Source organism: Shewanella sp. BF02_Schw (genome assembly GCF_014596695.2).
GTDB lineage: Bacteria > Pseudomonadota > Gammaproteobacteria > Enterobacterales > Shewanellaceae > Shewanella.
The window spans coordinates 1,322,258-1,347,840 of record NZ_JABKAW020000001.1; the positions used below are offsets into that span (position 1 = coordinate 1,322,258).

23 protein-coding genes are annotated in these 25,583 nt (G+C 43.1%); 6 read left to right on the forward strand and 17 right to left on the reverse strand.

The window, feature by feature from the left end:
- Positions 1 to 8: 8 nt before the first annotated feature.
- From HNW13_RS05955 to cmoA, 3 genes are read right to left on the reverse strand one after another with little or no spacing between them, the layout of a single operon-like run.
- Positions 9 to 779, reverse strand: a complete 771-nt coding sequence (locus HNW13_RS05955) for an ATP-dependent zinc protease (RefSeq protein WP_101087020.1) — start codon at positions 777 to 779, stop codon at positions 9 to 11.
- Between the two features lie 25 nt (positions 780 to 804).
- The gene (cmoB, locus tag HNW13_RS05960) at positions 805 to 1,797 is read right to left on the reverse strand and encodes a tRNA 5-methoxyuridine(34)/uridine 5-oxyacetic acid(34) synthase CmoB (RefSeq protein WP_192115021.1); all 993 of its coding nucleotides are present in this window, start codon (positions 1,795 to 1,797) and stop codon (positions 805 to 807) included.
- Positions 1,794 to 2,525 carry a carboxy-S-adenosyl-L-methionine synthase CmoA gene (cmoA, locus tag HNW13_RS05965; protein WP_101087022.1) on the reverse strand — a complete coding sequence of 244 codons (732 nt, stop codon included), beginning with the start codon at positions 2,523 to 2,525 and terminating at the stop codon, positions 1,794 to 1,796. Before cmoA ends, cmoB begins: the two co-directional genes overlap by 4 nt.
- Positions 2,526 to 2,920: 395 nt before the next feature.
- On the opposite strand from cmoA, the gene HNW13_RS05970 reads away from it, so the two are divergent.
- The 6 genes from HNW13_RS05970 (at position 2,921) to ruvB (ending at position 10,754) form a co-directional block, all read left to right on the forward strand.
- Positions 2,921 to 5,746 carry a transporter substrate-binding domain-containing protein gene (locus HNW13_RS05970; RefSeq protein ID WP_101087023.1) on the forward strand — a complete coding sequence of 942 codons (2,826 nt, stop codon included), beginning with the start codon at positions 2,921 to 2,923 and terminating at the stop codon, positions 5,744 to 5,746.
- 172 nt (positions 5,747 to 5,918) lie between these two features.
- A complete protein-coding gene (gene aspS / locus HNW13_RS05975; RefSeq protein WP_101087024.1) occupies positions 5,919 to 7,694 on the forward strand; it encodes an aspartate--tRNA ligase in 1,776 nt (591 codons plus the stop codon).
- A 123-nt stretch (positions 7,695 to 7,817) separates the two neighbouring features.
- Positions 7,818 to 8,570 carry a YebC/PmpR family DNA-binding transcriptional regulator gene (locus HNW13_RS05980; RefSeq protein WP_101087025.1) on the forward strand — a complete coding sequence of 251 codons (753 nt, stop codon included), beginning with the start codon at positions 7,818 to 7,820 and terminating at the stop codon, positions 8,568 to 8,570.
- 7 nt (positions 8,571 to 8,577) lie between these two features.
- Positions 8,578 to 9,099, forward strand: coding sequence for a crossover junction endodeoxyribonuclease RuvC (gene ruvC, locus HNW13_RS05985; protein ID WP_101087026.1), 522 nt, complete (start codon positions 8,578 to 8,580; stop codon positions 9,097 to 9,099).
- Positions 9,096 to 9,713: a Holliday junction branch migration protein RuvA gene (gene ruvA / locus HNW13_RS05990; RefSeq protein WP_101087027.1), complete on the forward strand. Its 618-nt coding sequence runs from the start codon at positions 9,096 to 9,098 to the stop codon at positions 9,711 to 9,713. Before ruvC ends, ruvA begins: the two co-directional genes overlap by 4 nt.
- Before the next feature lie 30 nt (positions 9,714 to 9,743).
- Positions 9,744 to 10,754: a Holliday junction branch migration DNA helicase RuvB gene (gene ruvB, locus HNW13_RS05995; protein WP_101087028.1), complete on the forward strand. Its 1,011-nt coding sequence runs from the start codon at positions 9,744 to 9,746 to the stop codon at positions 10,752 to 10,754.
- Positions 10,755 to 10,934: 180 nt separating this feature from the next.
- On the opposite strand, the gene gloA is transcribed toward ruvB, so the two are convergent.
- From gloA to rsxA, 14 genes are all read right to left on the reverse strand, one after another.
- A complete protein-coding gene (gene gloA / locus HNW13_RS06000) occupies positions 10,935 to 11,345 on the reverse strand; it encodes a lactoylglutathione lyase (protein ID WP_059743767.1) in 411 nt (136 codons plus the stop codon).
- 584 nt (positions 11,346 to 11,929) lie between these two features.
- Positions 11,930 to 12,706: a hypothetical protein gene (locus HNW13_RS06005; protein WP_192115020.1), complete on the reverse strand. Its 777-nt coding sequence runs from the start codon at positions 12,704 to 12,706 to the stop codon at positions 11,930 to 11,932.
- 369 nt (positions 12,707 to 13,075) lie between these two features.
- The gene (locus HNW13_RS06010) at positions 13,076 to 13,813 is read right to left on the reverse strand and encodes an SDR family oxidoreductase (protein ID WP_101087030.1); all 738 of its coding nucleotides are present in this window, start codon (positions 13,811 to 13,813) and stop codon (positions 13,076 to 13,078) included.
- An 80-nt stretch (positions 13,814 to 13,893) separates the two neighbouring features.
- Positions 13,894 to 14,496, reverse strand: a complete 603-nt coding sequence (locus HNW13_RS06015) for an SDR family oxidoreductase (RefSeq protein ID WP_208062799.1) — start codon at positions 14,494 to 14,496, stop codon at positions 13,894 to 13,896.
- Between the two features lie 54 nt (positions 14,497 to 14,550).
- Positions 14,551 to 15,927 (reverse strand): NAD-dependent succinate-semialdehyde dehydrogenase, encoded by a 1,377-nt coding sequence (locus tag HNW13_RS06020; protein ID WP_192115019.1) that lies wholly within the window; start codon positions 15,925 to 15,927, stop codon positions 14,551 to 14,553.
- A gap of 951 nt (positions 15,928 to 16,878) precedes the next feature.
- Complete coding sequence (locus HNW13_RS06025) at positions 16,879 to 17,829, reverse strand: mechanosensitive ion channel family protein (protein ID WP_192115018.1); 951 nt, start codon at positions 17,827 to 17,829, stop codon at positions 16,879 to 16,881.
- 527 nt (positions 17,830 to 18,356) lie between these two features.
- Positions 18,357 to 18,665 carry a hypothetical protein gene (locus HNW13_RS06030; RefSeq protein ID WP_208062801.1) on the reverse strand — a complete coding sequence of 103 codons (309 nt, stop codon included), beginning with the start codon at positions 18,663 to 18,665 and terminating at the stop codon, positions 18,357 to 18,359.
- Between the two features lie 100 nt (positions 18,666 to 18,765).
- Positions 18,766 to 19,398, reverse strand: coding sequence for an endonuclease III (gene nth / locus HNW13_RS06035; protein ID WP_101087033.1), 633 nt, complete (start codon positions 19,396 to 19,398; stop codon positions 18,766 to 18,768).
- A gap of 59 nt (positions 19,399 to 19,457) precedes the next feature.
- Positions 19,458 to 20,153 carry an electron transport complex subunit E gene (locus HNW13_RS06040; RefSeq protein ID WP_101087034.1) on the reverse strand — a complete coding sequence of 232 codons (696 nt, stop codon included), beginning with the start codon at positions 20,151 to 20,153 and terminating at the stop codon, positions 19,458 to 19,460.
- The gene (rsxG, locus tag HNW13_RS06045) at positions 20,146 to 20,793 is read right to left on the reverse strand and encodes an electron transport complex subunit RsxG (RefSeq protein ID WP_243756173.1); all 648 of its coding nucleotides are present in this window, start codon (positions 20,791 to 20,793) and stop codon (positions 20,146 to 20,148) included. The genes HNW13_RS06040 and rsxG overlap by 8 nt, the downstream gene beginning before the upstream one ends.
- Positions 20,794 to 20,795: 2 nt before the next feature.
- Positions 20,796 to 21,848 carry an electron transport complex subunit RsxD gene (gene rsxD / locus HNW13_RS06050; RefSeq protein ID WP_162023254.1) on the reverse strand — a complete coding sequence of 351 codons (1,053 nt, stop codon included), beginning with the start codon at positions 21,846 to 21,848 and terminating at the stop codon, positions 20,796 to 20,798.
- Between the two features lie 2 nt (positions 21,849 to 21,850).
- A complete protein-coding gene (gene rsxC, locus HNW13_RS06055; RefSeq protein ID WP_192115017.1) occupies positions 21,851 to 24,367 on the reverse strand; it encodes an electron transport complex subunit RsxC in 2,517 nt (838 codons plus the stop codon).
- A complete protein-coding gene (rsxB, locus tag HNW13_RS06060; protein ID WP_192115016.1) occupies positions 24,361 to 24,942 on the reverse strand; it encodes an electron transport complex subunit RsxB in 582 nt (193 codons plus the stop codon). Before rsxB ends, rsxC begins: the two co-directional genes overlap by 7 nt.
- Entirely contained in the window at positions 24,942 to 25,520 is a 579-nt protein-coding gene (rsxA, locus tag HNW13_RS06065; RefSeq protein WP_101087227.1) for an electron transport complex subunit RsxA, read from the reverse strand. Before rsxA ends, rsxB begins: the two co-directional genes overlap by 1 nt.
- Positions 25,521 to 25,583 lie beyond the last annotated feature (63 nt).

Genomic DNA, 25,583 nt, shown 5'->3' on the forward strand with positions numbered 1-25,583 from the left:
TACGGATCCTACTTAATTAACGTGGTAATTTGGTTTTTGGCTTTACCATGAATGTAGATTTGGCCTACATCAACAATGGCAATATCTTTCATAAACTTGCGACCTAGTAATAAAGGATAATCTAGGTGGCTTCGATCCGTTAGGTTTAAATCTGTTTCGGCGGCATATTTACCTATTTTTAAATGGGCATGGATTACTGGACGACGATCATCAGCCGTATCTGCATCTTGTTTAATACGAACAAAGCGTTCAACTTTAGATTCAAAGGTGTTTGCAGGTTGTTCAGTGTTATTAGTTATCACATCATAGCGAACCCACTGTACGCCTTCTCGTTCAAATAATACGATATTGCGTGCGTCTAGAGATGATGACTCTGCACCAGTATCAATGCGTGTGGCAAACTTTAATTTTACTTCATCTATATAGACACTTTCGACTTCACCAAGTAGAAACTTCTCACCAATAATGGCTTCAGGACATTGCTGTGGGACCGCCACAGGCTTTGGTGTAGGTGGTTGAACAATAATTGTTTTTGGTTTTTGACTCATTGCGGTGCTTACCTGAGTCTTCAATTTTCTAATTTCGTCAGAAAGCGCACTAATGTCATTTGTCTGCTGACTATTTTGTACATTGATGGCATCAATAATGACGGTTTGCGAAACTTGCAAACTGCTATTCAAATCAGCATTGGTCAACGGTGGTGTTATTGTTTTTTGGGTGGCGGTACAACCCGATAATAGTGCCGCTGCAACGGATAGAGCAATTACCTGCTTTAACATGTCAATTCCTGTTGAATAGTAATATTTATACTAAATCGTGATTCGGTTGGTTCTTTGTTGCAATGATGATAGCCCTCTTAGGCGCGGGATAACCTTCTACGGTTAAACTCACATCATTTGGATCGAGATAATCGACTAGAGATTCATTTTTCATCCAGTGGGTGCTGCGTTGTTCTGCTAGTGAGGTGATATCGATATCTACACAACGAATATCAATAAACTCACATTTCTTTAACCATAACATTAAGGCTGCAACTGATGGTATAAACCAAACGTTGTTCATTTTGCCATATCTATCTTGTGGAACAAGTACCGCATTTTCATCGCCATCAATCACCAGTGTTTCAAGTACCAATTCACCACCCACTCTTAATTGGTCACGTATTTGTAGTAAATGATCTATCGGAGAGCGACGATGATAGAGTACGCCCATCGAGAATACGGTATCAAAGGCATCTAATGCGGGTAATTCCTCTATCCCTAATGGCAGCAAATATACCGGGTGCTGATTACCTGCAACTCGCTTGATAGCTTCAAATTGACATAAAAATAATGGCGAAGGGTCAATCCCTACAACACGAGTTGCGCCATCACCTAACATCCGCCACATGTGATAGCCACTACCGCAACCAACATCTAACACTGTGCGATTTTTTAACGGTGAAATAAAATTTTTAACTCGGTCCCATTTCCAATCACTGCGCCATTCTGTATCAATTTGAATACCATGAACGGAAAATGGACCTTTACGCCACGGTTGAAACACCGCCAGTAAATTAGTCAGTTTTTCGACTTGTCCTAGGCTGAGTTGTTCCCCGGTTCCAATTGTTACACTGCTGCTAAAATCTATTTTATCCGGTTGAGGATAATGTAATTTATTGAGCACTTTTTCCCATTTAGGTAAATTGCCGTGTTTATGATCTCGTTGCCATTTACCTAAAATTGCCGGTAATGTTTCCAACCAGTGTTGTAGGTTTGAATCAGCAATGTCTTTATAAAAAGAGCTAAAATTGATCATTTAATGGCTACCATAGATGCAAAGTTAAAACATTGAAACCAGACTGAGAAGTGACTAAAGCCGTTTTCAGTTAAGCGTTTTTGGTGGACATTTAAGCTGTCTGGACGCATAACGTTTTCTAATGCACTGCGTTTTTGACTTATTTCGAGCTCACTATACCCATTTGCACGCTTAAAATCTAAATGCTGTTCATCTAATAACTGTTGAATTTGATTATCTTCAAAGAATAATTTTTCTGAAATGACTAAAATTCCACCGGGTAACATACCGTCGTAAATACGTTTTATTAGGGCGTCGCGATCATGGGTCGGTAGAAATTGTAGGGTAAAGTTGAGCACCACCATCGACGCATTCTGGATGTCGATATCTCTGATATCAGCACACAATAAATTGACTTGAATGTCGCTGACATACGCAGCAAGATTTTCAGTACAACGCTCAATCATAGACTGACTATTGTCTACCGCATAAATTTGACATCCGCGCCCTTCAATTTGACGACGAATACTTAATGTAGCTGAGCCTAACGAACTACCGAGATCGTATATATTGCTTTGGGGCGTGACAAAGCGATTAGCAAAATCACCAATGGTATTGATAATTTGTGCGTACCCAGGAACAGAGCGGCGGATCATGTCATTAAATACACCAGCAACACGTTGATCAAATTGAAAATCAGTAATTTGGTCGGTCACATGAGCGTATATCTTATCTTGTTGAGAGTTCATCAGCTGTAATGTGGAAAAGTTAGAAATGTATTTTAGCTAATGATGGTGAACTGCAGCAAGTATCTAGCTAATAATTTGTGAGTTTTTTTTCAAATAGTTGACAATGTTGTTAATGGGACAGGTTTTGAATGCTTATGAATGCTGGTATTATGTGCATAAGCTTCAGAATATTAATTTCTATTCATAAAATTAGCATGACTCAAGACTGAATAATGATATTATTTCTTCTTGTAACAAAGTAGCAACAAAGCTGTTTTTTAAGCCATTGCAATCATTTTTTTCTAACCGCTAAAATATTTATGGCTTGGAAAACGGTAGTTAATTTAGCCCAAAATGGCAATGAACAAGCTTATTTAATAAATAAGTATAAAAAGTGAAAGTATTAGGGAAAAAACTTGAAATTTATACCTTGGATATTAGCAATATTATTTGCGTGGATATCATTACCTGCGCAGGCAATACATTCAGATAAAGCCAATACGTCAGTACGCCAACTTCCCTTAGTTATCGTGATGGGAGAAGATACTTATCCATTTGAATATTTGGATGAAACGGGAACTCCTGCAGGTATTTTGGTCGATTTGTGGCGCGAATGGTCCATTATTACTGATACCAAAGTGCAATTTGTGTCTCGGCATTGGCAACAGTCACTCGATCAGCTTGAACAGAAAAAAGCAGATGTCCACATTGGCATGTCTCAAAACCAAGCTAGGTTAAAAAAGTTTGATTTTGCCAAACCCTTTACTTCACTCAATACCTATTTATATATTCATAAGTCGCTCAGTAGTAAAAAACAAATTAGTGATTTAGTGCCCTATCAAATTGGTATCGTGAGTGGCTCATCCCATGAAGCAACATTATCAGCACTAGAACCTAAGCTTAGTTTTAAGCGTTATCAAAATCGTGAACAATTATTACAAGCAGCCGTTAAAGGTGAGTTATTTGTTTTTGCCGGTATTGAAGGATATCAACGCAATTTAGCACTTGAACAAGACATTGCCGCCAATTTTTACAGCTCATCGCGCATACTCATCAAAAAAATCAACTTAGCCCCTGCGGTGGTCAAAGGGGATTTAGAGCTTCTCAACAAAATTAACCATGGTTTTGAATTAATGCCGGCGAAGGTTATTCAGCAAATAGAGCGGCGGTGGTTAGGCTATCATCGACAAACTGCGGGAGTCATTATTGCCATGCAAAATGGTGTCGAGCCTTATGCCGATATCGGCGCTGATGGCTTGCCACATGGAATGTTAGTTGATTTGTGGACTTTATGGTCTGAAAAAACCGGTATCAATATTGATTTTGTGGCGGGTGACATGAGCAGTTCCATTGATGATGTTAAACGTGGTGTTGCAGATGTTCATATTGGTTATCCTGAAAGCCAAGATATGCGCACTGGCTTAAAGCAAGCGTGGCATATTATTTCGGTTAAAAGTCGCTTTTTTAGTTCGAACTTAGCGTTAAATAGCATTGAAAATACGGCTATGCGGATTGGGGTTTTCCCTACCGCGCCTTATATTAGTGATATTAAAAAAGCATTTCCCAAAGCGCAGTTACGTTTTTATGATTCATTAGACGGCATGGTTAAAGCGGCACGTAAAAATGAAATTAGCGGTTTTGTTTCATCTGCAGCAATGACGTCTCATTACTTATTAGCCAATAAGTTGTGGGCAGAGTTTCGTCAATATACCGATATCGAATTTTCAACAGATATGTATGTTTTAACGCGCATTGATGACAGTGGCTTAGCGGATCGGATTCAAGCTGGATTTAATTTGATTTCTGTCGAAGAACAAATTCAAGTTGAGCGTAAATGGTTAATTAACCCAGACGATCGTTTTTTTGCTAATTCTGCCAATAAAATCAAACTAACAACTCAACAAAAGCAATACGTTAGTAGTCTAGGGGCCATAAAAATGGGTTACCTGAAAAATTGGGCTCCTATGGAGTTTCAGGGTAAAAACGGTGAGTTTTTAGGGGTGAATGCAGACATCAAAAATTTATTGGTTACCCAACTCAATTTAACCATTATCCCGGTGGCTTACGATGATTTTGGCAACATGATGAGCGACCTGGTTAAAGGTGAAATTCATTTAGTAGCCAGTATGGCTAAAACGATTGAGCGCGAAAATACACTGGCATTCTCATTAGCATATTGGCCGTCACCTTGGGCGATAGTCACGTCGTTAACTCAGCCTCCCATTTTTAATATCTCCCAAGTTACCGGTAAACGATTGGCTGTTGTTGATGGCTATCACATTGTCGATCAGCTTCGCCAACAATACCCAGGTATAAAATTAGTGCCTGTTGCAGACACTAAGCAAGGTATGGCAGCGGTTATCACGGGTCGTGCGGATATGTTTGTTGAACAAGTAGCAACATTGGCGACTACGTTAAAAGGTGGCCAATATCCGAGTTTAAAAATGTCTTTATTAGCTGAGTTAACTGAGCAGCATAGCCATATAGGCTTATTTCCGGGCGTCAAAGGTTTAGTGCCTTTGATTGATAGAGTCATTGCGACCATTGATGAAACCGAACAACAGAACATGTATCAAAAATGGGTTTCGCTAGATCTTAATAGTGACACATTACGTTACCAACGTTGGTTGAAAATATTAGTGATTGGTTTGCTGATTATCACCTTAATTGCCATCGTGGTTTTAATGTCGAATCGACGTTTAAATGTCGAAATTCAAAAACGTCTTAAAGCTGAAGAGAACCTTCGATTTATGGCTAATCATGACAATGTTACGGCATTGCCAAATCGTAGTTTACTTGACGATAGATTAGCGCAAGCCACTTTGACTCATCATCGGGATAAATCGAAGTTTGCACTGTTATTTATTGATTTAGATGGTTTTAAAGCAATAAACGATCGGCATGGTCATCATGTGGGGGATAAGTTGCTACAACGTATCGCCTTATTATTAAGCCAACATGTGCGAGATTCTGACACGGTTGCCCGTTTTGGTGGTGATGAGTTTGTGGTGTTATTAAATCATATCGAAGCCAAAGAAAATGCCCGTCAAGTGGCTGAAAATATTTTATTGGGATTAAAGAAACCGTTACTAATCGATGATATCAATGTCACTATTTCGGCCAGCATCGGTATCGCTATTTTTCCTGATGATGCCGATACCGCTGCTTCATTATTGAAAAAATCAGATCAGTTAATGTATCAAGCTAAAAAAGTCGGTGGCCATCAACATAAAATGAGCTAGTTTTTGGTTGATGGTTTTTCCGTCAGTCGATTGAGTTTATTCGCTGTAGGTCTGGTTAATTGCTGCAATCTGATTGATACTTCAATGCATAAGTTTGAGTCACGGTATATAATGCCGTTTTTATCGTTTTCGATTTCCAAAATACCGCTTTGTGGATAAAGGATAGAGTTCAATGCGCAGTCATTATTGTGGAGACATTAATACGTCTCATCTAGGTCAAGAAGTTACTTTAGTTGGTTGGGTTAACCGTAGTCGCGATTTAGGCGGAGTTGTGTTTTTAGACTTACGCGATAGAGAAGGGCTAGTTCAAGTTGTTTTTGACCCAGATCTAAAAGACGTTTTTGATATAGCCAGCACATTGCGCAGTGAGTTTTGTGTTCAAATTAAAGGTGTTGTGCGCGCTCGTCCTGATAGCCAAGTCAATTCACAAATGAAAACCGGTGCGATTGAAATTTTAGGTACGCAACTGACAGTGATTAATGCTTCAGCGCCTTTACCTTTAAGCATGGATAATTATCAAAATAACAGTGAAGAACAACGCTTAAAATACCGTTATTTAGATTTACGTCGCCCAGAAATGGCCGAGCGTCTTATCTTCCGCGCTAAGGTCACCAGTTCTGTTCGTCGCTTCTTAGACACCAATGGCTTTTTAGATATCGAAACGCCTATTTTGACCAAAGCTACTCCAGAAGGTGCGCGTGACTATTTAGTCCCAAGTCGCACTTATAAAGGTCAATTTTTTGCTTTGCCTCAATCACCACAGCTGTTCAAACAGTTGCTAATGATGTCTGGTTTTGACCGCTACTATCAAATTGTTAAGTGTTTTCGCGATGAAGATTTACGTGCAGATCGCCAACCTGAATTTACTCAAATCGATATTGAAACCTCATTCATGTCTGCCGAACAAGTCATGGAAAAAACTGAGCAAATGATGCGCGGTTTGTTTCAAGATTTATTGAATGTTGATTTAGGTGATTTTCCTCGTATGACCTACGCCGAAGCAATGAAGCGTTACGGTTCTGATAAGCCTGATTTACGTAATCCACTTGAATTAGTTGATATTGCTGATTTGGTTAAAGATGTTGAGTTTGCGGTATTTAATGGCCCTGCAAATGATGTCGAAGGTCGCGTTGCGGCACTACGTATTCCAACAGGTGCGTCATTATCTCGTAAACAAATTGACGATTACACTAAATTTGCCGGCATTTATGGTGCTAAAGGTTTAGCGTGGATGAAAATTAATGACTTAGCTGCAGGCATGGATGGTATTCAGTCGCCTGTACTTAAGTTTTTAACTGAATCTATTGTTAACGACATCATCAGCCGTACAGGTGCACAAACCGGCGATATCATCCTATTTGGTGCAGACAAAGCCAATGTGGTTGCTGAAGCATTGGGCGCCTTGCGCTTAAAAGCTGGCGAAGATTTCAAGTTACTTGAAGGACAGTGGCGCCCAATGTGGGTTGTCGACTTCCCAATGTTTGAGAAAATTAACGGTGGATTCCACGCGGTTCATCATCCATTTACTGCGCCTCGCGGTATTAGCCCTGCAGAATTAGCAGCAGATCCAGCAGCAGCTATTTCAGATGCCTACGATATGGTATTGAATGGTTGTGAATTAGGTGGCGGCTCAGTGCGTATTCATAACGCCGAAATGCAAAGTACAGTATTCAGTATTTTAGGTATTGAAGCTGAAGAAGCACAAGAAAAGTTTGGCTTCTTACTTGAGGCGTTACGTTACGGTACACCTCCACACGCGGGTTTAGCGTTTGGTTTGGATCGTATTGTCATGTTGATGACCGGCGCAAGCTCGATTCGTGACGTAATGGCATTCCCTAAAACGACTACCGCGGCATGTCCATTAACTAACGCTCCTGGTTTTGCTAACCCAGTGCAGTTAACGGAATTGGGTATTGCGGTGATTGAAAAGGTTAAAACTGAAGAGTAAACATTATTGTTCAGCGTAATACGCTCTTAAATAGGGCACCACATACCGAGGCTGCTGCCTCGGTATGTTTTTGACAAGTATGGTTTTTTACTTGAATTATCCAATTGGATAAAGGAGCTTAAGATGGCAGGACACAGTAAATGGGCCAATATAAAACATCGTAAAGCCGCACAAGATGCTAAACGCGGTAAGTTATTTACCAAATTTATTCGAGAGCTTACTGTAGCAGCTCGCGAAGGCGGTTCAGATGTTGATGCTAACCCCAGATTACGCGCTGCAGTTGATAAAGCCTTATCCAATAATATGACCCGTGATACCGTTGAACGCGCCATAAAACGCGGTGCCGGTGAGATAGATGGTCAGCAACTAGAAACCATTATTTATGAAGGCTATGGTCCAGGTGGTACTGCGGTCATGGTTGAAACGATGACAGACAATCGTAATCGCACCGTTTCTGGGGTGCGTAATGCGTTTAATAAGTCGGGTGGTAACTTGGGTACCGATGGTTCAGTGGCCTATTTATTTACTAAATCTGGCATTATTTCCTACGACACCGATATTGATGAAGATAGCCTAATCGACAGTGCATTAGACGCAGGCGCCGAAGATGTTATCACTCATGATGATGGTTCAATCGATGTATTCACCACTCCAGAGACCTTTGGCAAAGTCAAAGATGCACTTGATAGTGCTAGTTTTGGTTCTGTTCATGCTGAAGTGACTATGGTTGCATCCTTAAAAGCTGAACTTGATGCAGATACCGCCGAAAAATTTTTACGTTTAATCGATACCTTAGAAGACCATGATGATGTACAAGAGGTATATCATAATGCTGAGATATCAGATGACGTTATGCAAGCGTTAGACAACGCATGAGGCATCAATGGCCATTATTTTAGGAGTCGATCCCGGCTCCCGCATTACAGGCTACGGGGTGATCCAATGCCAAGGCCGTCAACAGATTTACCTTGGTAGCGGCTGTATTCGAACCTCTGCCGATGAATTACCACAACGATTACAACAAATTTATGCAGGCTTATGCGAAATCATTACCCAATATCAGCCGGATGAATTTGCTATTGAACGGGTATTTATGGCCAAAAATGCTGATTCAGCCTTAAAGCTTGGCCAAGCCAGAGGCGCGGCAATTGTTGCCGCTACGTGTGCTGGACTGCCCGTTGCGGAATATAGCGCAACCCAAATAAAAAGTGCTGTAGTGGGGACAGGCCGAGCTCAAAAAACGCAAGTTCAACATATGATTAAGCAACTACTCAAACTACCTGCTTCACCACAAGCTGACGCGGCTGATGCATTAGGAGTAGCAATATGCCATTTTCATACTTATCAAAGCCTTATCGCTATGGGTGGTAAAGCTAGCAGCAGAACATATGGAAGATACAAATGATAGGTCGTTTAAGCGGTATTTTAGTTGAAAAACAAGCGCCTGAAGTGGTGCTTGATGTCAATGGCGTTGGTTACGAATTACAAGTGCCGATGACCAGCTTTTATGAATTACCAGGGTTAAATCAAGCTGCGATGTTATTTACTCATTTTGTGGTGCGTGAAGATGCGCAGTTACTTTATGGTTTTATCACAAAACAAGAGCGTGCATTATTCCGATTATTGATTAAAACCAATGGCGTTGGCCCTAAACTGGCATTAACGATTTTGTCGGGTATGACTGCATCTGAGTTCGTGTCATGTGTTGAACGAGATGACATTGCCACCTTAGTTAAACTGCCAGGTGTCGGTAAGAAAACCGCAGAGCGTTTAGTGATTGAAATGCGTGACAAGCTTAAAAGTTTACTTGAAGCTTCTGCAGGCTCGGAGCGCGAGTTTATGCTGCAAAGTAATTATACTCCAGCTGCCCCAGTTGATAGTGCAGAAGAAGATGCAATTTCAGCTTTATTGTCGTTAGGTTATAAGCCTGCTCAGGCCAGCAAATCGGTTTCTGCGGCTTTTAAAGAAGGCATGAGCTCAGAAACGCTAATTAAAGCTGCATTAAAATCAATGCTATAAATATGATATGCATAAACAGGGTACGTAAAAATGATTGAAGCTGATCGCCTAATCCAACCGCAGGTACAAGGTCAAGATGAACTGATTGATCGTGCTATGCGCCCTAAAATGTTGGATGAGTATACCGGTCAAGATGATACTCGAGCGCAGCTTAAGGTTTTTATTCAAGCAGCGATAAATCGCCGTGAAGCCCTCGATCACATGCTGATTTTCGGTCCTCCCGGATTAGGTAAAACAACGTTAGCGATGATTGTGGCTAATGAAATGGGCGTGAACATCAAATCCACTTCTGGCCCTGTGCTTGAAAAAGCCGGTGATTTAGCGGCATTGTTAACCAATCTTGAAGAAGGTGATGTGCTGTTTATCGATGAAATTCATCGTTTAAGCCCTGTAGTGGAAGAGATCCTTTATCCGGCGATGGAAGATTACCAACTGGATATTATGATTGGTGACGGCCCTGCAGCACGTTCAATTAAGTTAGATTTACCGCCATTCACGCTTATAGGGGCGACCACTCGTGCTGGAGCACTAACATCACCACTGCGGGCGCGTTTTGGTATTCCACTGCGTTTAGAGTTTTACAATGTCAAAGATCTTACCACTATCGTAACACGCTCAGCGAATGTGATGGAGCTTGAGATTGATCAGCAAGGTGCGATTGAAATAGCCAAACGTTCACGAGGCACCCCGCGAATTGCTAATCGTCTATTACGCCGCGTTCGCGACTATGCGGAAGTCAAACATGATGGTAAAGTCACCCAAAAAGTTGCCGAATATGCGCTTGATTTACTTGATGTTGATGAGCAAGGTTTCGATTATTTAGACCGTAAACTCTTGCTGGCAATTATTGATAAATTTATGGGTGGTCCAGTAGGATTAGATAACCTTGCCGCCGCGATAGGTGAAGATAGAGAAACGATTGAAGATGTATTGGAGCCTTTTTTAATTCAACAAGGCTTTATTCAGCGCACACCTAGAGGACGTATCGCTTCTCAAAGAGCCTACGATCATTTTAGTTTGGTTAGACCTGAAAAAGCGTAATCTGTTTATTAGCTATTTTAGTCCCACAGTAATGACTTGTAGATATATAGCCTAGCGCAGTAAAATTTTGTACGAAATATCTGTCATCAAAATGATAAAACCAGCTTTCGCTGGTTTTATCATATCTAACGAATCTAAAGTGTACTTTCAAGCGCACCTATTTTTGCTGCTTAGGCAATATTAGCCAAGTGCTTCAGTTGCTGATTTTTTTTGAATTAATTCGATTTTGTATCCGTCTGGATCTTCGACAAACGCAATTTCAGTTTTGCCGCCAGCAACAGGGCCGGGTGCTCGAGTGATTTTACCGCCAGCAGCAGCAATTGCTTCGCAGCGCGCATAAATATCGTCTTCGCCTATGGCCAAATGTCCAAAACCATTGCCTAAATCGTATGTATCGGTACCCCAGTTATAGGTTAATTCGATAACGGCCTGGCCTGTGGTTTCTTCACCAAAACCAACAAAGGCGAGGGTGTATTTATATTCTGAGTTTTCAGATTGACGCAGTAGTTTCATTCCCATCACTTGGGTATAAAATTGAATGCTGCGTTCTAGGTTGCCTACACGGATCATCGTATGAAGTAATTGCGACATGATATGCTCTCTTATAAAAATTTATCTAAGTTTAACAAGTTCAGATGACAATGAAAATATTAGCGGTTGATACCAACAAAATTTTGCTTTAGCTCACATTTGTGAGGATATTTTTTGGGTTAAACGCTAAAAAGCGTTATTGTTGCCATATACACATTTGGAGGCAAGACAATGAATACAGAATTGAAAATGGCATTAGGCACTACAGTTATTATTGCGATTTGTTTTAGTGCATTTTTTGTGTCGTTGTTTTAAGCGTCAGCAAAAAATAGATAGTCCCATTTGAGCCATCACTAAAGATGTATTGCATATTAATTGATGAGTTAATATACAATACATTAATATAAAACCCCTAAAGTGCCTTCGGTGCTTTGGGGGTTAATTTTCTGGGTATATCTTGTCTTTAAAATCACAAGTCTTCAATTATACAGCAGTCGCATCGTGGTTTTCTCGATAAGCACCGTTCGCTGGGCTTGGTGTATTCGACTGTTTCAGATCCAAAAGTGACATTTCATCGGTTGTGATCTCGCCAATTTCTGTATGCCTAATTCAGTTTGAACTGGAATTTAACGAAGAGAATGGTGTTAACCAAACTTGTTTTCATGATGTTTTAAGGTTAATTCTACCCGTTCCAATGCTGTCATGATCATCGCCGCAATTGATGGAGATTGGTTTTGAATAAATAATGTTGACGAATGAGCCGCACACAACACTTCAGCACCGCTCCATTGCTTCGCTATATCCGTGGCCCAAAGCCGAAAATCATCAGCAGCTCCTTTGCGTCGTTCCAATGTTTTCGACAGTGTCATATGAAAAGACAATTCTGGACTTTTTAAAAAACGAAGTATACCGGGTAATTGAAGGTACATTAATGTGTCGTCAACGTGAATGGTTTTTGATTCTTTGTGGTAAGCAAGCACCGATGAAAAATGTAGGCGCTCGTTTTTGGAAATAAAATCGACCCCTCGGGGCACTGAAAATTCAAAATCGTCTGAAAACAAAGCGGCAAACTCGTTTGAATTAGTTAACTCTGTTTGCCATGTTAGATTGGGCAATTTATCGATATGGCGCTGTGTGCCATAGAGTTTTGCGTTTGGATAATCCCCATGTATTTTTTCAATATGTACGGTGTGGAATGGATGCAAATTAATAATCGCTTCAATGTTGACTCCATTGTTAGTCAGCGAATCGATTTGCTGTTTAACGTCGTCTTGCATCTCATAAGCGTCAAGCAATACAAACATGCCATTACCGCGCTTTACTAAAGAAGCGTGGGTGCCAATATTTAATAAACCGAAAACGTTAAACTCACCACGAATATTCCAAAACTTATCTGAAATTTTTAATATTTTGTCAGTCATAGTTGATACTCATCGTTTGTTTCACCTCAGGATAATTCGCCAAGTATAAAGAGAGTGAAGTAAATTTTTATTTACTTCACTCTGACGGCTTATGCCCTAGATGCTAGGCTCTTATCTCGTATCTAAAATTCCGACACAGAGACCGTAGAGCAAATGGATTTACTGAGAAATGACAACATAAGCACTCAGGCAACGGATCCTTCCGCTGTACCATTTGTTCTCTTCCGTTCGAACCCGCATTCTAAAAATGGCTCTCCAGTGTTGGCTTACAATTTAAGTGGTTCAACAGTAGACACTAAGCTGCTGTGATGCTGAACGTTTACCATGCCAGTTTGCATATTGCTCCTGTCCAATAGAGTGGCTGTCCGGTTAGAGCGGCTGCCTAGTGGGGCGGATGATAATCTCGTTGACATCAACATCTGTCGGCTGCTCAATGGCATAAGCAATTGCTCGCGCAATCGCATCAGGGTCAATGGCCATCTCGTACATTTCATCAACACCCTTGGCAGTATCGGGGTCGCTGATTTTACTGGTCAGCTCGGTCGCCACGGCCCCAGGCGAAATATTGGTGGAGCGGATTTCCCCATTGCCTTCCTGACGCATGCCTTCTGATATCGCCTTCACGGCAAACTTGGTAGCGGAATAAACGGCGGACGCGGGAAAGACCTTATGTCCGGCTATCGACGAGAGATTAATAATGTGGCCGACATGCTGCTCGCGCATGGTCGGCAGCACCGCGGCAATGCCGTAGAGCACGCCTTTGATATTGACGTCAATCATCTTCTCCCACTCGTCGACCTTGAGTTCATCGAGGGGCGATAGCGGCATCAGACCAGCGTTGTTGACCAGCACGTCGATGCGGCCGTAAGCTTCCTTCGCGGCCTTGGCCAGCGACTCGACCTGAGCGCGGTCAGTGACGTCGGTAACCTGATAAATAGCTTCACCACCCTGATCCTTAATCGTGTCACGCAGCTCCACAAGGCGTTCCTCGCGGCGGGCAGCAAGCACCAGTTTGGCGCCACCCTTTGCCAGGCGTAGTGCTGTGGCTCTACCCAGACCACTGCTGGCACCGGTAATGATAACGACTTTGCTATTGATCTCTGACATGGATTTTCTCCTGTTGAAATGAATGATTGAATTTTACAAGTTAACGGTCCAAGCCTGGTGTTACGCCAGTGACGCGACGGTCAGGCTGATTGCATATTCAGCACCATACCGTCGTAACGGCCTGTAGTAGCGGCCTCCACCAGTACATGGGCCACATCCGCTCGAGATGCTTTGGCCGATTTGTCGACGTCCTCACCTAGGATCACATCCGTGCCGCGGCTCTTGTTGGTCAATGCCACAGGGCGCAGGATCGAGTAGGTTACTCCGGAAGCCTTGAGGTATTCGTCTGCTTCGTGTTTGGCATTCAGGTAAGGGGCCATGTCGCCGGTGGGATTGGATTGATCTGCGCCGATCGAGCTGAGCATCACGAAACGCTTCACGCCAGATTCCTTCGCCAGATCAATCAGTCGCTTAGCGCCGTCCCGATCCACTTTTTTGGTCATTTCAGGGCCCGTGCTTCCTCCCGAGCCAGCGGCAAAGATCACCGCGTCCATGCAGTCGCACAGGCCGGTTTCCAGGTCGGTCAGGTCACCATGGCGCAGGTCTACGCCTTGGGGCAGTGAACTGGTATCCGAACTTTCGCGAACCAGCGCTATCGGCTTATGGCCCTGTTCTATCAGGTACTGGGCCAGAAGCTGGCCCGTTTTGCCGGTGGCACCGGCGACAAGAATGTTCATGCTCATAGAGAAATCCTTAATGTTGGATGAAATGGGCGAAATTGTGGGTGTAAAGCGAGGTCAGGGTAGAAAAATCGACTTTACGTTGACGAATTCCTTCATACCAAAGCCACCGTGTTCACGTCCGTACCCAGAATTCTTGACCCCGCCAAATGGCATATTCGGATCAGCAGCCCCAAACGAATTAATACGGATCATGCCTGTGTCGAAGTCATCGCGCGCCAGTTTGAGGGCACGCTCCTCGTCCTTTGAAAAGATCCCACCGCCGAGTCCATAGCGGCTGTCATTAGCCAGCCGCATGGCGTCCTCATCATCACTGGCGCGGATAATCGACGCGACAGGTCCGAAGATTTCATCGTCGTAGGCCGGCATTCCTGGCGTGAGGTCTGCTAGCACAGTGGCTGGATAATAGGCACCCGTGCGGTTTGGTACTTCGCCACCGCAGAGGATTTTTGCACCCTTGGCGACGCTGGCATCCACCTGCTCCTTGACTGTGTCAAACTGCTCCTGGCTGGAAAGCGGGCCAAGCTGGGTATTCTTATCGGTGGGGTCACCCATGTTGATCTTTTGCATTTGGGCGACGAAAGCCTCGACAAAGTCGTCATAGACCTTATCGGTCACGATGAACCGCTTGGCAGAAACGCAGGTCTCTCCGTTGTTGTAAAGTCGACCCATTACCGAAAATTTTACGGCGGTTTCGATATCGGCATCCTCAAGCACCAGGTAAGCGTCATTCGAGCCCAGTTCGAGTACCGTCTTCTTCAATTCTTTGGCGGCCACAGCACCGATGTGTCGCCCAGCGCCATCGCTGCCGGTCATTGTGACACCACGGACCTTAGGGTGGGCTATCAGCTTGTCGCTGGTGTCGTGGTCAATCACCAAAACCTGGAACAGGTCCTCGGGCAAGCCGGCCTCAATGCACAATTCACGCAAACGTAGACCGGATCCGGTGCAGATGCTAGCGTGCTTCAGAATACAGCCATTACCAGCCATCAGATTGGATGCCAGTACACGAACCGGCTGGTAAAGGGGAAAGTTCCAAGGCTGAATTGAATAGATAACGCCGATGGGCTGATAACTGATGACGCCGCGTTTACCGTTGAGTGCTTGCTCGCGATCTTCATCGGCCAGCACGTCGGGTCCATTTTCAGCGGTGTAATTAAAGATAGCTGCACAGAGTTCGACCTCAACGTGTCCATCCTTAAGGAGCTTGCCGGTTTCGTTGGTCATCAAAGCGGCCAATTCATCGGCATTGTCGAGCAACTTTTGAGCGATCATCTTGAGGTAGGGGGCCCGTTCCTGATGGGTCAGTTCGCGCCATTGCAGAAATGCCCCATAGCAGGACTCAAGCCGATCCGTCGCCTGCTTTTCGGTCATGATGTCGTAGGTATGGATTTCTTTTTCGGTCGCGGGATTAATGGTGGTGATTGTCGACATGGTTGCTCCTTCCTAGTCTGATAGGCTAACGCCGTTGACGCTAGCTAAGGTGGATTATCAGTGTATTGGCGGGATCTGTCTGTTCGCTTGCCAACACTACCGCGTTGCAAACATCGCCGAGCTCCTGCTGGTAGTGGATAAATGGCCCAAAGAAAAAGTATAAAAAGAATAAACCACATGCTTGATCTATTCATCATGGTCTGATGTTGTTGGGTTGAGGGTCATTGAACCCACTGTTGGAACAAGTCAATGGATGAGGAAGTTAGGGATTTTTAGTGCTAGGTATCAATTTTATTCGATAAATCGACAAAAAAGTGCTAGGTAGGCATGTCGACGTCCCCCCCTTTTTGTAAGAATGCTTGTAAGAATGCGGGACCAGTGAACAAATTTGTTGGTGCTAATCCCCTAGGCGATATCTTGTTGTTAGGGGGCTCGGATTGACGACAGTAAATTGTCTGGCGCTGAAATGGGCGGTGGTATTGACCCACTTGCTGTAATGGCAGCAAAATAGTTTATCTTTGAACGCTTGATATGTTATTCCTGTATGGCAGGACATGATAAAGTGAACCACTGGACTCACGAAAGTATTTAGTCCAATAATTATGCTATATGTCGGATCAGTAATGCTACATGTCGGATCAGTGATGCTGTATGTGAGATCAGTGATGCCATCTGTGCGCATTCGATGAGTCAGAATAAGCGTATTCAAGCGGTGGTTATGCGCTTATATATATCAGAGAAAATTTGAACGTCGGCTAACTAAGTGTTACCGACCTACAAGCTGCCTGGAACAATACGCGTACTAGTAGCAGAATGCCGATGGTTGGCTCTTTTTTCCAGAATTCCATGTCCGATCAGCCAACCTTCAAAAATGTTTTGATAGTCTAATTAAATTAGACCAATGCGACAAAGCTGACGTTTAGTTCATGAAAGTTTCTCTGATCCCAGAGGTTACTTTTCATTTTCAGACGATGATGGCTTCTGTGAGTCTGCTGATTCTTCTTCTGACTTTTTTTCCGGCAACATGGTATTGAGCTTCTCACCGCCTTTGGCGCCAAAATCCAATGTTCTGATAGGAAATGGAATTAAGATATCAGCTTTTTCTAGCGCTTTTTTAATTTCTACAACCGCCGTATGTCGAGCTTTCATAAAGCCAGTGTCACCTGGGTAATCGATCCAGAACCAGACTACTAAGTTTATACAGCTGTCTGCAAACCCCTCAGCAAACACGGCAGTTTGTTCTTTTTTGATAACAAAATCACAAGCGTTTATCGCTTCTTCAATAACTCCAGCTGCCTTCTCTGGGTCGTCTGCGTAAGAAATACCCACGGGTACTACGATGCGCCTGACCCCTGTAACCGTATAATTTGTGAGTACGTTTCGAAACAAGATTTTATTTGGAATAACTTCTATTTGGCCAAAAAACGTTTCGACTAATGTGTTACGCAAATTAATAGTTTTTACGGTGCCAAACACATCTCCTGCCTCAACCACATCGCCAATTTGAAATGGCTTACGAATACCCATCGCAATACCAGCAATAAGATTCTCTGCCATGTCTTGAAAAGCAAAACCAAGTGCTAGGCCAATAATACCTGCGCCAGCTAAGAGTGACGTTACAGTACCGGTTAATCCTAAAAACTCTAGGGCGATAAATAGCCCTGTCAACAGCACCAGCATCTTGATAATTGATGAAAGTAGATCGGCAATTTGTTCAGACTCTAAGGTTTTATGAAGCACTTTTCGAACGACTCTACCAACATATTTAGCCAGTAAGCCAAAAAACATGGCTAATAGAAAGGCGACTATAAAATTCGGCAAGTGTTTAATGCCAGCTTCTAGCCAGCCTTGTAATTTTTCGTCAATTAGCTGCCAGAATTTGTCTAACACAGAGAGGTCCATTAATATTATTCCCACTATTATTTATCATCGTTCTTCAATGCAGATTCAGCCCGTGTATTGAGCTTCTCTAGTGTCGAGGATAGGTAAAATAAAACGTCATTTTTCACAAAATGAAAATCCATGTAGCCTCATATTCTCCATACTAACATCTCTTTACTATCCTTGAGGGAGTGAAAGTCAGCGCACTGTTGTCTACTACTTAAAAAAGCTCAGCATATACTGCGGACAACAGAGCTTTCTGCACCGTCATCACCCGATGTTATTCGCTCAACGTTAAAGATGTCACAAGTTGACTTTGCGTGGTGACTGGCGTAACGGTGGGAACGTTGATCTTCCTCAATTGCCTCGGGAGAATTTGGGACGATTTTTTTAGCTAAAAATAGGTGTATCAATGGCAATAGTGGGCTAGCCAAATATCGGAGTATCGCTGTTGATAAAACCAATTCTATCATTGCGAAAAAGTCGGTGAGTGCCATAAGCACAAATAGTTAAGTTAAGTTAAACCTAGCATTTTTGGTTCTTTTTCTTTATGCCTTTGCTTCTTGAGGCAGTCCAGTTTCGCGCAATGCTTTTGTATCTTTTAATGGATATGCACCAAAAAAACTGCGGTATTCCCAACTGAATTGAGAGGGGCTCTCGTAGCCAACTTTGAATGTCGTCGTCACATCTAAGTTGTCGGTTAACATTAAACGACGAGTTTCATTCAAACGTAAAATTTTCGAAATTGCAGAGGCGTCACTGAACGAAAATGACTGTAAGATAAGTATAGATACATGCCGATTTGGTGTTGGACTCTTACGCTCAGGGCGGCGAATTGTCAGTGAAATGGTGAACAATACACCATACCAATAGGTTTGGAACTTTTCCCTATTTATCCCGCAACAGGACAAAAGAGAGAACAGACATGACACATATCGACGTCAACAAGGTGATAGACTATTCAGTTTTATCTTTAAATTCACACAGGTCTTCGATAATACAAGAACCGCAACGGGGTTTTCTGGCTAAGCAAGTGTAACGTCCGTGAAGAATAAACCAATGATGTACATCCACTTTAAACTCGCTCGGCACCACTTTAAGCATATTCAGTTCAACTTGGTCGACATTTTTGCCAGGAGCAAACTTCGTTCGATTTGCTAGCCGAAAAATATGCGTATCAACGGCAATAGTGGGCCAGCCAAAGGCGGTATTGAGTACTACATTGGCCGTTTTTCGTCCCACTCCAGGTAAAGCTTCTAATGCTTCTCGATTCTCGGGTACTTCGCCACCATGTAAATCAACCAGCATTTTACAGGCGTTAATCACATTAACGGCTTTGTTATTGTATAAGCCAATGGTTTTGATGTATTGCTTAAGCCCGTCAACGCCTAAGTCATAGATTGCTTGAGGCGTATTGGCAACAGGAAACAACTTATCAGTTGCCTTGTTGACACTGACATCGGTTGCTTGTGCTGATAGCGTGACAGCAACTAATAGCTCAAATGGACTCGAAAAGTTCAATTCAGTTTCAGGCTTAGGATTATTGTCTCTTAATCTGTTGAGTATTTGTTGTCGCTTATCTTTATTCATAATAATCGGTCATTTTATCGTTAAGTTAACGGTCTCAGTAGTTTAACTGCAAAGTCTTGTTAGTTGACTTTAGTGATCCGCGCACGCGTTACGCTAACACTTTCTACCTTAGGTTGCAGGGCGTTAACTCGGCTATCGATGACATTTTTAAGGGCTATTAATAATCCCATGCCAATAAAAGCACCCGGCGGCAACATAGCCAATAAAAATGGCGTGTCCACATGCCATACATGAATGGTTAACACACTTGCCCAATCACCTAATAGTAAATCTGCACCGCCAAATAACGTTCCTTGGCCGAGCAATTCGCGGCTAGCACCTAAAACAACCAGTACAGCGGTAAAGCCTAAGCCCATCATTAATCCATCGAATGCCGAATGCGCTAATGAGTTACGCGAGGCAAATGCTTCTGCGCGGCCGATAATGACGCAGTTGGTTACAATCAGCGGTAAGAAAATACCTAATGACAAATATAAATTATAGGCATAAGCATTGATCAGTAATTGCACGCAAGTAACAAGCGCGGCAATGATCATGACAAACACGGGGATACGAATTTCTTTAGGCACAAAATCACGTACCAAGGAGACTAAAATATTGGATCCAACTAATACCAACAACGTCGCGACGCCCAAACCCAATGCATTGGTGATTGTTGCGGTAACGGCTAGTAGCGGACATAACCCTAATAATTGTACTAATCCCGGGTTATTTTTCCATAGTCCTTGAGCTGCAATTTCACTATATTTACTCATGGTTGGCCTCACAGACATAATGACTTTGATAAAGTGCTTGGCGATGTTGTTCAACAAATGTCAGTGCATTGGCAATCGCTTTAACGTAAGCGCGTGGAGTAATAGTGGCACCAGTAAATTGGTCAAATTGACCACCATCTTTCTTTACTTTCCACATATTGCTGTTGTCTTTAAATAACTTACCACTGAAATGAGTGACCCAATCCGATTTTCGCAGTTCAATTTTATCACCAAGCCCCGGGGTTTCTTGATGGGAAAGGGTACGAACACCTAATATTTTACCTTGGTTATCTACACCAATAATGAGTTTTATTTCTCCGTTATAACCATCTGGTGCAATAGCTTCAATCGCGATGGCTACGGGGAGTTCATTTTTATAAGCAAGGTATGCTGGTAAGTCAGCTTTAGTGCCTAACAGTTCCGGGGAGTTAACCAAAATGCATTGTTCACTGAGTACATTATCGTATAACTCAGTCGGCACAATTTGGTTAAGCGTTAAGGTTAATTGTTTTTGTTGTTGCAATAATATGGTGTCACTGGTTAACGCGTTCACTAACGCAACTAGGCCAGTGCAACATAAGGCAAATAGGCCAAGTAATAGGCCATTTTTAATCATCGGGTTAGTTGTTAAAATAGACATTATTAATTTCCTACTCGATGACCATAACTGCGTGGACGAACATAATAATCGATAAATGGCGCGCACATATTGGCTAATAAAACGGCGAAAGCGACGGCGTCAGGATAACCACCAAATGTTCGTATTAAGTATATGAGTAAGCCGATCATGGCGCCAAAAATAAGTCGACCTCTAGGACTTGCTGCTGCGGTAACGGGATCTGTGGCAATGAAAAATGCCGCCAGCATGGTTCCTCCTGAAAATAAATGCATCACAGGGCTAACGAAGGTATCTGGGCTGATCAAAAAACCAATACTGGCACAGACAAACAAAGTCAGCACAATAGCGCCGCTAATATGCCAGCGTATCACCTTAAGCTTTAGCATCACTAGGCCACCAACAAAATAGGCCATATTGACCCAAAACCAACCTTCGCCGACACTGCCAGAGAAGATGGTTTTAGTCATACTTTCTGTTGTGGTAAGCCCCATAGAAAGGTCTGTTTTTAATGTGTCGAGCGGCGTTGCCATGGTGGTGCCATCAATCGCCAAATGGAAAAAATCTGCAGCATATCCCGTGTTTAATTCAAAGATACTGTTGAAGGTATGCAACATATCTGCGTAATTGACGGTTAAGGTTTGAGGGGCAACCCATGAAGTCATTTGTACCGGAAATGATATCAGCAGCAGTACATAAGCGGCCATTGCAGGATTAAAGACGTTATTACCTAACCCACCATAGAGTTGTTTAACAATAACGATAGCAAATAATGTTCCGATGACGATTAACCACCAAGGTGCTAATGGCGGGATCGCGACCGCAAGTAAGCTTGCGGTAACCAATGCGCTATTATCAGTTAAGGTGGCGACAATATTTTTATTGCGCAGTTTCATTACTGCAGCTTCTGCTAAATAAGCCACCGTAATTGCGAGTAATAATTGAACTAACGTGCCGTAACCAAAATAATAGCTTTGTACTGCAATACCTGGAATAAGGCATAGTGCCACACGCTTCATTACCGTATTGGTGTGCAATGTTGTGCTGACATGTGGAGATGAGGCAATTTTAAATGCCATAGTTATAGTTCCTCTTGCTTAGCACTGTTAGCGAGTTTCTTGGCTTTCGCTTTGGCAACCGCGGCAGCAATTTTAGCTTTTTTGTCATCGACAGGGCTTGCTGCAATGGTTGTATCAATTTCGATTGCTGGGTTCACTTCGTTTGCGGTATCGCGAGTCTGATCGCCGTCTACGTCATTTGTCGGGCTAGAATCACCAGCTAATGCCGCTTTCTTGGCTTTCGCTTTGGCAACCGCGGCAGCAATTTTAGCTTTTTTGTCATCGACAGGGCTTGCTGCAATGGTTGTATCTGAATTAACTTCGTTTGCGGTATCGCGAGACTGATCGGCGCTCACATCATCTGCCACAGCAGATTCATTGGCTAATGCTGCTTTCTTGGCTTTTGCTTTGGCTACGGCCGCAGCAATTTTAGCTTTTTTGTCATCGACAGGGCTTGCTGCAATGGTTGTATCTGGATTAACTTCGTTTGCCCAATTATTAGCCTTATCGTCGCTCACATCATCTGCCACGGCAGATTCATTGGTTAATGCTGCTTTCTTGGCTTTCGCTTTGGCTACGGCCGCAGCAATTTTAGCTTTTTTGTCATCGACAGGGCTCGTTGCAATGGTTGTATCTGTTTGGCTTGCTGGATTAACTTCGTTTGCGGTATCGCGAGCTTTATCGCCGCTCACATCATCTGCCACGGCAGACACATTGGCTAATGCTGCTTTCTTGGCTTTAGCTCTAGCAACTGCAGCAGCAATTTGTGCTTTTTTATCATTAACGGGGTCAATGTTCTCGTTAGTTATATCCGTTGTGACCGCAGCTACATCACTTTGATTATCTACTTTAGACTGAGCTGCAAAGGCGGCTTTTTTAGCTTTCGCACGTTCAATAGCGGCATTAACTGCTGTTTTCTTCGCGCTGGTACTGTCTATTGCTGCTTTTGGTGCATCATTATCAGATGTTGTTACAGCAGTATCAGCAGTTATGCCTTCTGCAGCCTGGGCTTTTTTAGCGGCGATACGTGCCATAGCAGCGGCTACCGCATCTTTATCACCCGACTTCATATTTGCTTGGCGTTTGGCAGCTGCTTGTTTTGACTTTTCTTCTCGAGCATTTTTTTCATCTTCAAGTCGTTGTAAGCGTGTTTCGAAACGAATTTTTGCTTTTTCAGCTTGTAGTTTTTCTTCTGCGGTATTCTTCAACGCTGATTTCGCGACCCGATAATATTCAACTAAAGGAATGTCACTTGGGCATACGTAGCTGCAACAACCGCATTCAATACAATCTTTTAAGTTAAAACTTGCCGCTTTGTCGTATTCCTCCGCTTTGGCGTGCCAGAATAGCTGTTGCGGTAACAATAACGCGGGGCAGGCGACTGCACACTCACCACAACGAATACAGGCTTTCTCATCTGGATCAGGAGCTATTTCTGCTTGGCTTGGTGCCAATAAACAGTTGGTTCCTTTTGATATTGGCACATCAAGATCACTCAACGCGTATCCCATCATCGGACCGCCGACAATGACTTTTTGTGAACTCTGCGGTTCAAAACCGACTTGGCTGAGGGCATCAGCTACTGTAGTGCCAATTCTCAGCCAATAGTTTCCAGGTTTACCGATGGATTCACCGGTTAACGTCACTACGCGTTCAATGAGTGGTTTACCCTGTAATACCGCTTCTTGAATGGCATAGGCGGTACCGACGTTATGCATAACAATACCAAGTTGAGCAGGAATGGCTCCACTGGGCACTTCTTTGCCGGTAATAATTTGAATAAGTTGTTTTTCGCCGCCTGACGGGTACTTTGTCGGAATAACGGTGACACGGATCATATCGTTAGGTAATGAGCTGCGACGAATAGCAGACTCCATTGCTTGAGCCGCTTCAGGTTTATTATCTTCAATAGCGATAATAATACGTTGTGCGTTAAGCAAATGCTGAATGATACTAATACCAGTTAATATTTCATCACTGTATTCACGCATTAATCGATCATCAGCACTAATGTAAGGTTCGCACTCCACCCCATTAATAATGATTAAATCGATTTCACTCGCGGGGTTGAGTTTTACATGACTGGGAAACGCTGCGCCGCCCATTCCTGCAATACCTGCTTGCCTTATTTTGGCTAAAATATCGGCTTTGGACAGTTGTTCAATCTGATTTGAGGTAAGTTCACACCAAGTATCATGTCCATCGGCTTCGATAATGCAACTCAGCACAGGCAATGAAGAGGGATGATTGCTACCGTGTTGCTCTATCGCGACAACGGTCCCGGAAGTAGGGGCATGGACGGGTAAATAAATAAAACCAGCACCTTCAGTGAGTGGTTGTCCTTTTAATACCTGGTCGCCGACCTTGACACTCAAGGTCGCTTGTTGACCAACAAGAGGAACCGGTATCACAAATCGCGATTGCAGTGGCAAAGGTGATATGGTGCTTTGGTTGGAAAGTGATTTAAGTTCAGGTGGATGGATCCCGCCAGGAGAGCGCCACAAAGTACCTTTATCTAATTGCTCTAATAACGTTAGCACCGTTTGTCCTCTTGCTCTGTATTGATCACGTTGATAGGGATCGTGCGTAATTTCCAATCCCAATTTTGTATTGTGGTTTCAACTGGGATCATATCAATACAATCGACAGGGCAAGGCTCAACACATAAGTCACAGCCGGTACAATCTTTGGCAATAACGGTATGCATTAATTTACCAGCACCTAAAATGGCATCAACTGGGCAGGCTTGAATACATTTGGTACAACCAATACATTCATCTTCACGGATATAAGCTACTTTTTTAATACTGGCTTGTGCCTCTTCGCCTAATGCTTCAGGTTCAACCCCCATAAGCTCGGCAATCTTTTCCATGGTAGCAGTACCACCAGGAGGGCATTTATTGATTTTATCGCCGTTAGCGATAGCCTCAGCATAGGGGCGACAACCAGGATAACCACACTGACCGCATTGAGTTTGCGGAAGCAGGGTTTCAACTTGATCAATAATAGGATTACCTTCAACTTTGAATTTTTTTGAAGCAAAACCTAAAATGACGCCAAACACTAATGCTAAAACGCTTAATACAGCAACAGCAATTAATATATTCGATACCATTAGCTAACTAGCCCCGCAAACCCCATAAAGGCTAATGACATTAAACCGGCGGTGATCATGGCAATTGCGCCACCTTTAAAAGGCAAGGGCACGTCTGCAGCGGCTAATCGCTCGCGCATGGCCGAAAACAAAATTAACACTAATGAGAAGCCAACTGCAGCACCAAAACCATAAATAGCCGATTGAATAAAGTTATGGTCTTCATTGACGTTAAGTAAAGCGACGCCTAATACAGCGCAGTTAGTCGTGATAAGTGGCAAGTAAATGCCCAGAGCACGATGTAAAGATGCACTGGTTTTTTGCACAACCATCTCGGTAAATTGCACTACGACGGCAATAACCAAAATAAAGCTCATTGTACGTAAGTAGTTGAGGTCAAATGGCTGCAGTAAAAATTCATTGGTGAGATAACTCAGAATAGAGGCTAGGGTCAACACAAACGTGGTTGCCATCGACATGCCAATTGCTGACGCCAATTTGCTCGACACCCCCATAAAAGGGCATAGACCTAAGAATTTTACCAGAACGAAGTTATTCACCAGCACTGTGCCGATCAACAAGAGAAGATACTCTGTCATTGCTACAATTTTTTGACCAATAGATCCTAGTATTATCTTAGGTTTGGCGCCGATAAACAACGG

Bases quoted from the DNA above. Each gene is read 5' to 3' on its own strand.
- ruvA (WP_101087027.1), top strand. From the start codon at position 9,096: ATGATAGGTCGTTTAAGCGGTATTTTAGTTGAAAAACAAGCGCCTGAA.
- HNW13_RS06010 (WP_101087030.1), bottom strand. From the start codon at position 13,813: ATGTCAGAGATCAATAGCAAAGTCGTTATCATTACCGGTGCCAGCAGT.
- rsxA (WP_101087227.1), bottom strand. From the start codon at position 25,520: ATGACAGAGTATCTTCTCTTGTTGATCGGCACAGTGCTGGTGAATAAC.
- ruvB (WP_101087028.1), top strand. From the start codon at position 9,744: ATGATTGAAGCTGATCGCCTAATCCAACCGCAGGTACAAGGTCAAGAT.
- HNW13_RS06005 (WP_192115020.1), bottom strand. From the start codon at position 12,706: ATGACTGACAAAATATTAAAAATTTCAGATAAGTTTTGGAATATTCGT.
- rsxD (WP_162023254.1), bottom strand. From the start codon at position 21,848: ATGGCATTTAAAATTGCCTCATCTCCACATGTCAGCACAACATTGCAC.
- HNW13_RS06040 (WP_101087034.1), bottom strand. From the start codon at position 20,153: ATGAGTAAATATAGTGAAATTGCAGCTCAAGGACTATGGAAAAATAAC.
- cmoB (WP_192115021.1), bottom strand. From the start codon at position 1,797: ATGATCAATTTTAGCTCTTTTTATAAAGACATTGCTGATTCAAACCTA.
- HNW13_RS06020 (WP_192115019.1), bottom strand. From the start codon at position 15,927: ATGTCGACAATCACCACCATTAATCCCGCGACCGAAAAAGAAATCCAT.
- nth (WP_101087033.1), bottom strand. From the start codon at position 19,398: ATGAATAAAGATAAGCGACAACAAATACTCAACAGATTAAGAGACAAT.
- gloA (WP_059743767.1), bottom strand. From the start codon at position 11,345: ATGTCGCAATTACTTCATACGATGATCCGTGTAGGCAACCTAGAACGC.
- HNW13_RS05980 (WP_101087025.1), top strand. From the start codon at position 7,818: ATGGCAGGACACAGTAAATGGGCCAATATAAAACATCGTAAAGCCGCA.
- HNW13_RS06025 (WP_192115018.1), bottom strand. From the start codon at position 17,829: ATGGACCTCTCTGTGTTAGACAAATTCTGGCAGCTAATTGACGAAAAA.
- HNW13_RS06015 (WP_208062799.1), bottom strand. From the start codon at position 14,496: ATGAGCATGAACATTCTTGTCGCCGGTGCCACCGGCAAAACGGGCCAG.
- aspS (WP_101087024.1), top strand. From the start codon at position 5,919: ATGCGCAGTCATTATTGTGGAGACATTAATACGTCTCATCTAGGTCAA.
- rsxG (WP_243756173.1), bottom strand. From the start codon at position 20,793: ATGTCTATTTTAACAACTAACCCGATGATTAAAAATGGCCTATTACTT.
- rsxB (WP_192115016.1), bottom strand. From the start codon at position 24,942: ATGGTATCGAATATATTAATTGCTGTTGCTGTATTAAGCGTTTTAGCA.
- ruvC (WP_101087026.1), top strand. From the start codon at position 8,578: ATGGCCATTATTTTAGGAGTCGATCCCGGCTCCCGCATTACAGGCTAC.
- HNW13_RS05955 (WP_101087020.1), bottom strand. From the start codon at position 779: ATGTTAAAGCAGGTAATTGCTCTATCCGTTGCAGCGGCACTATTATCG.
- cmoA (WP_101087022.1), bottom strand. From the start codon at position 2,525: ATGAACTCTCAACAAGATAAGATATACGCTCATGTGACCGACCAAATT.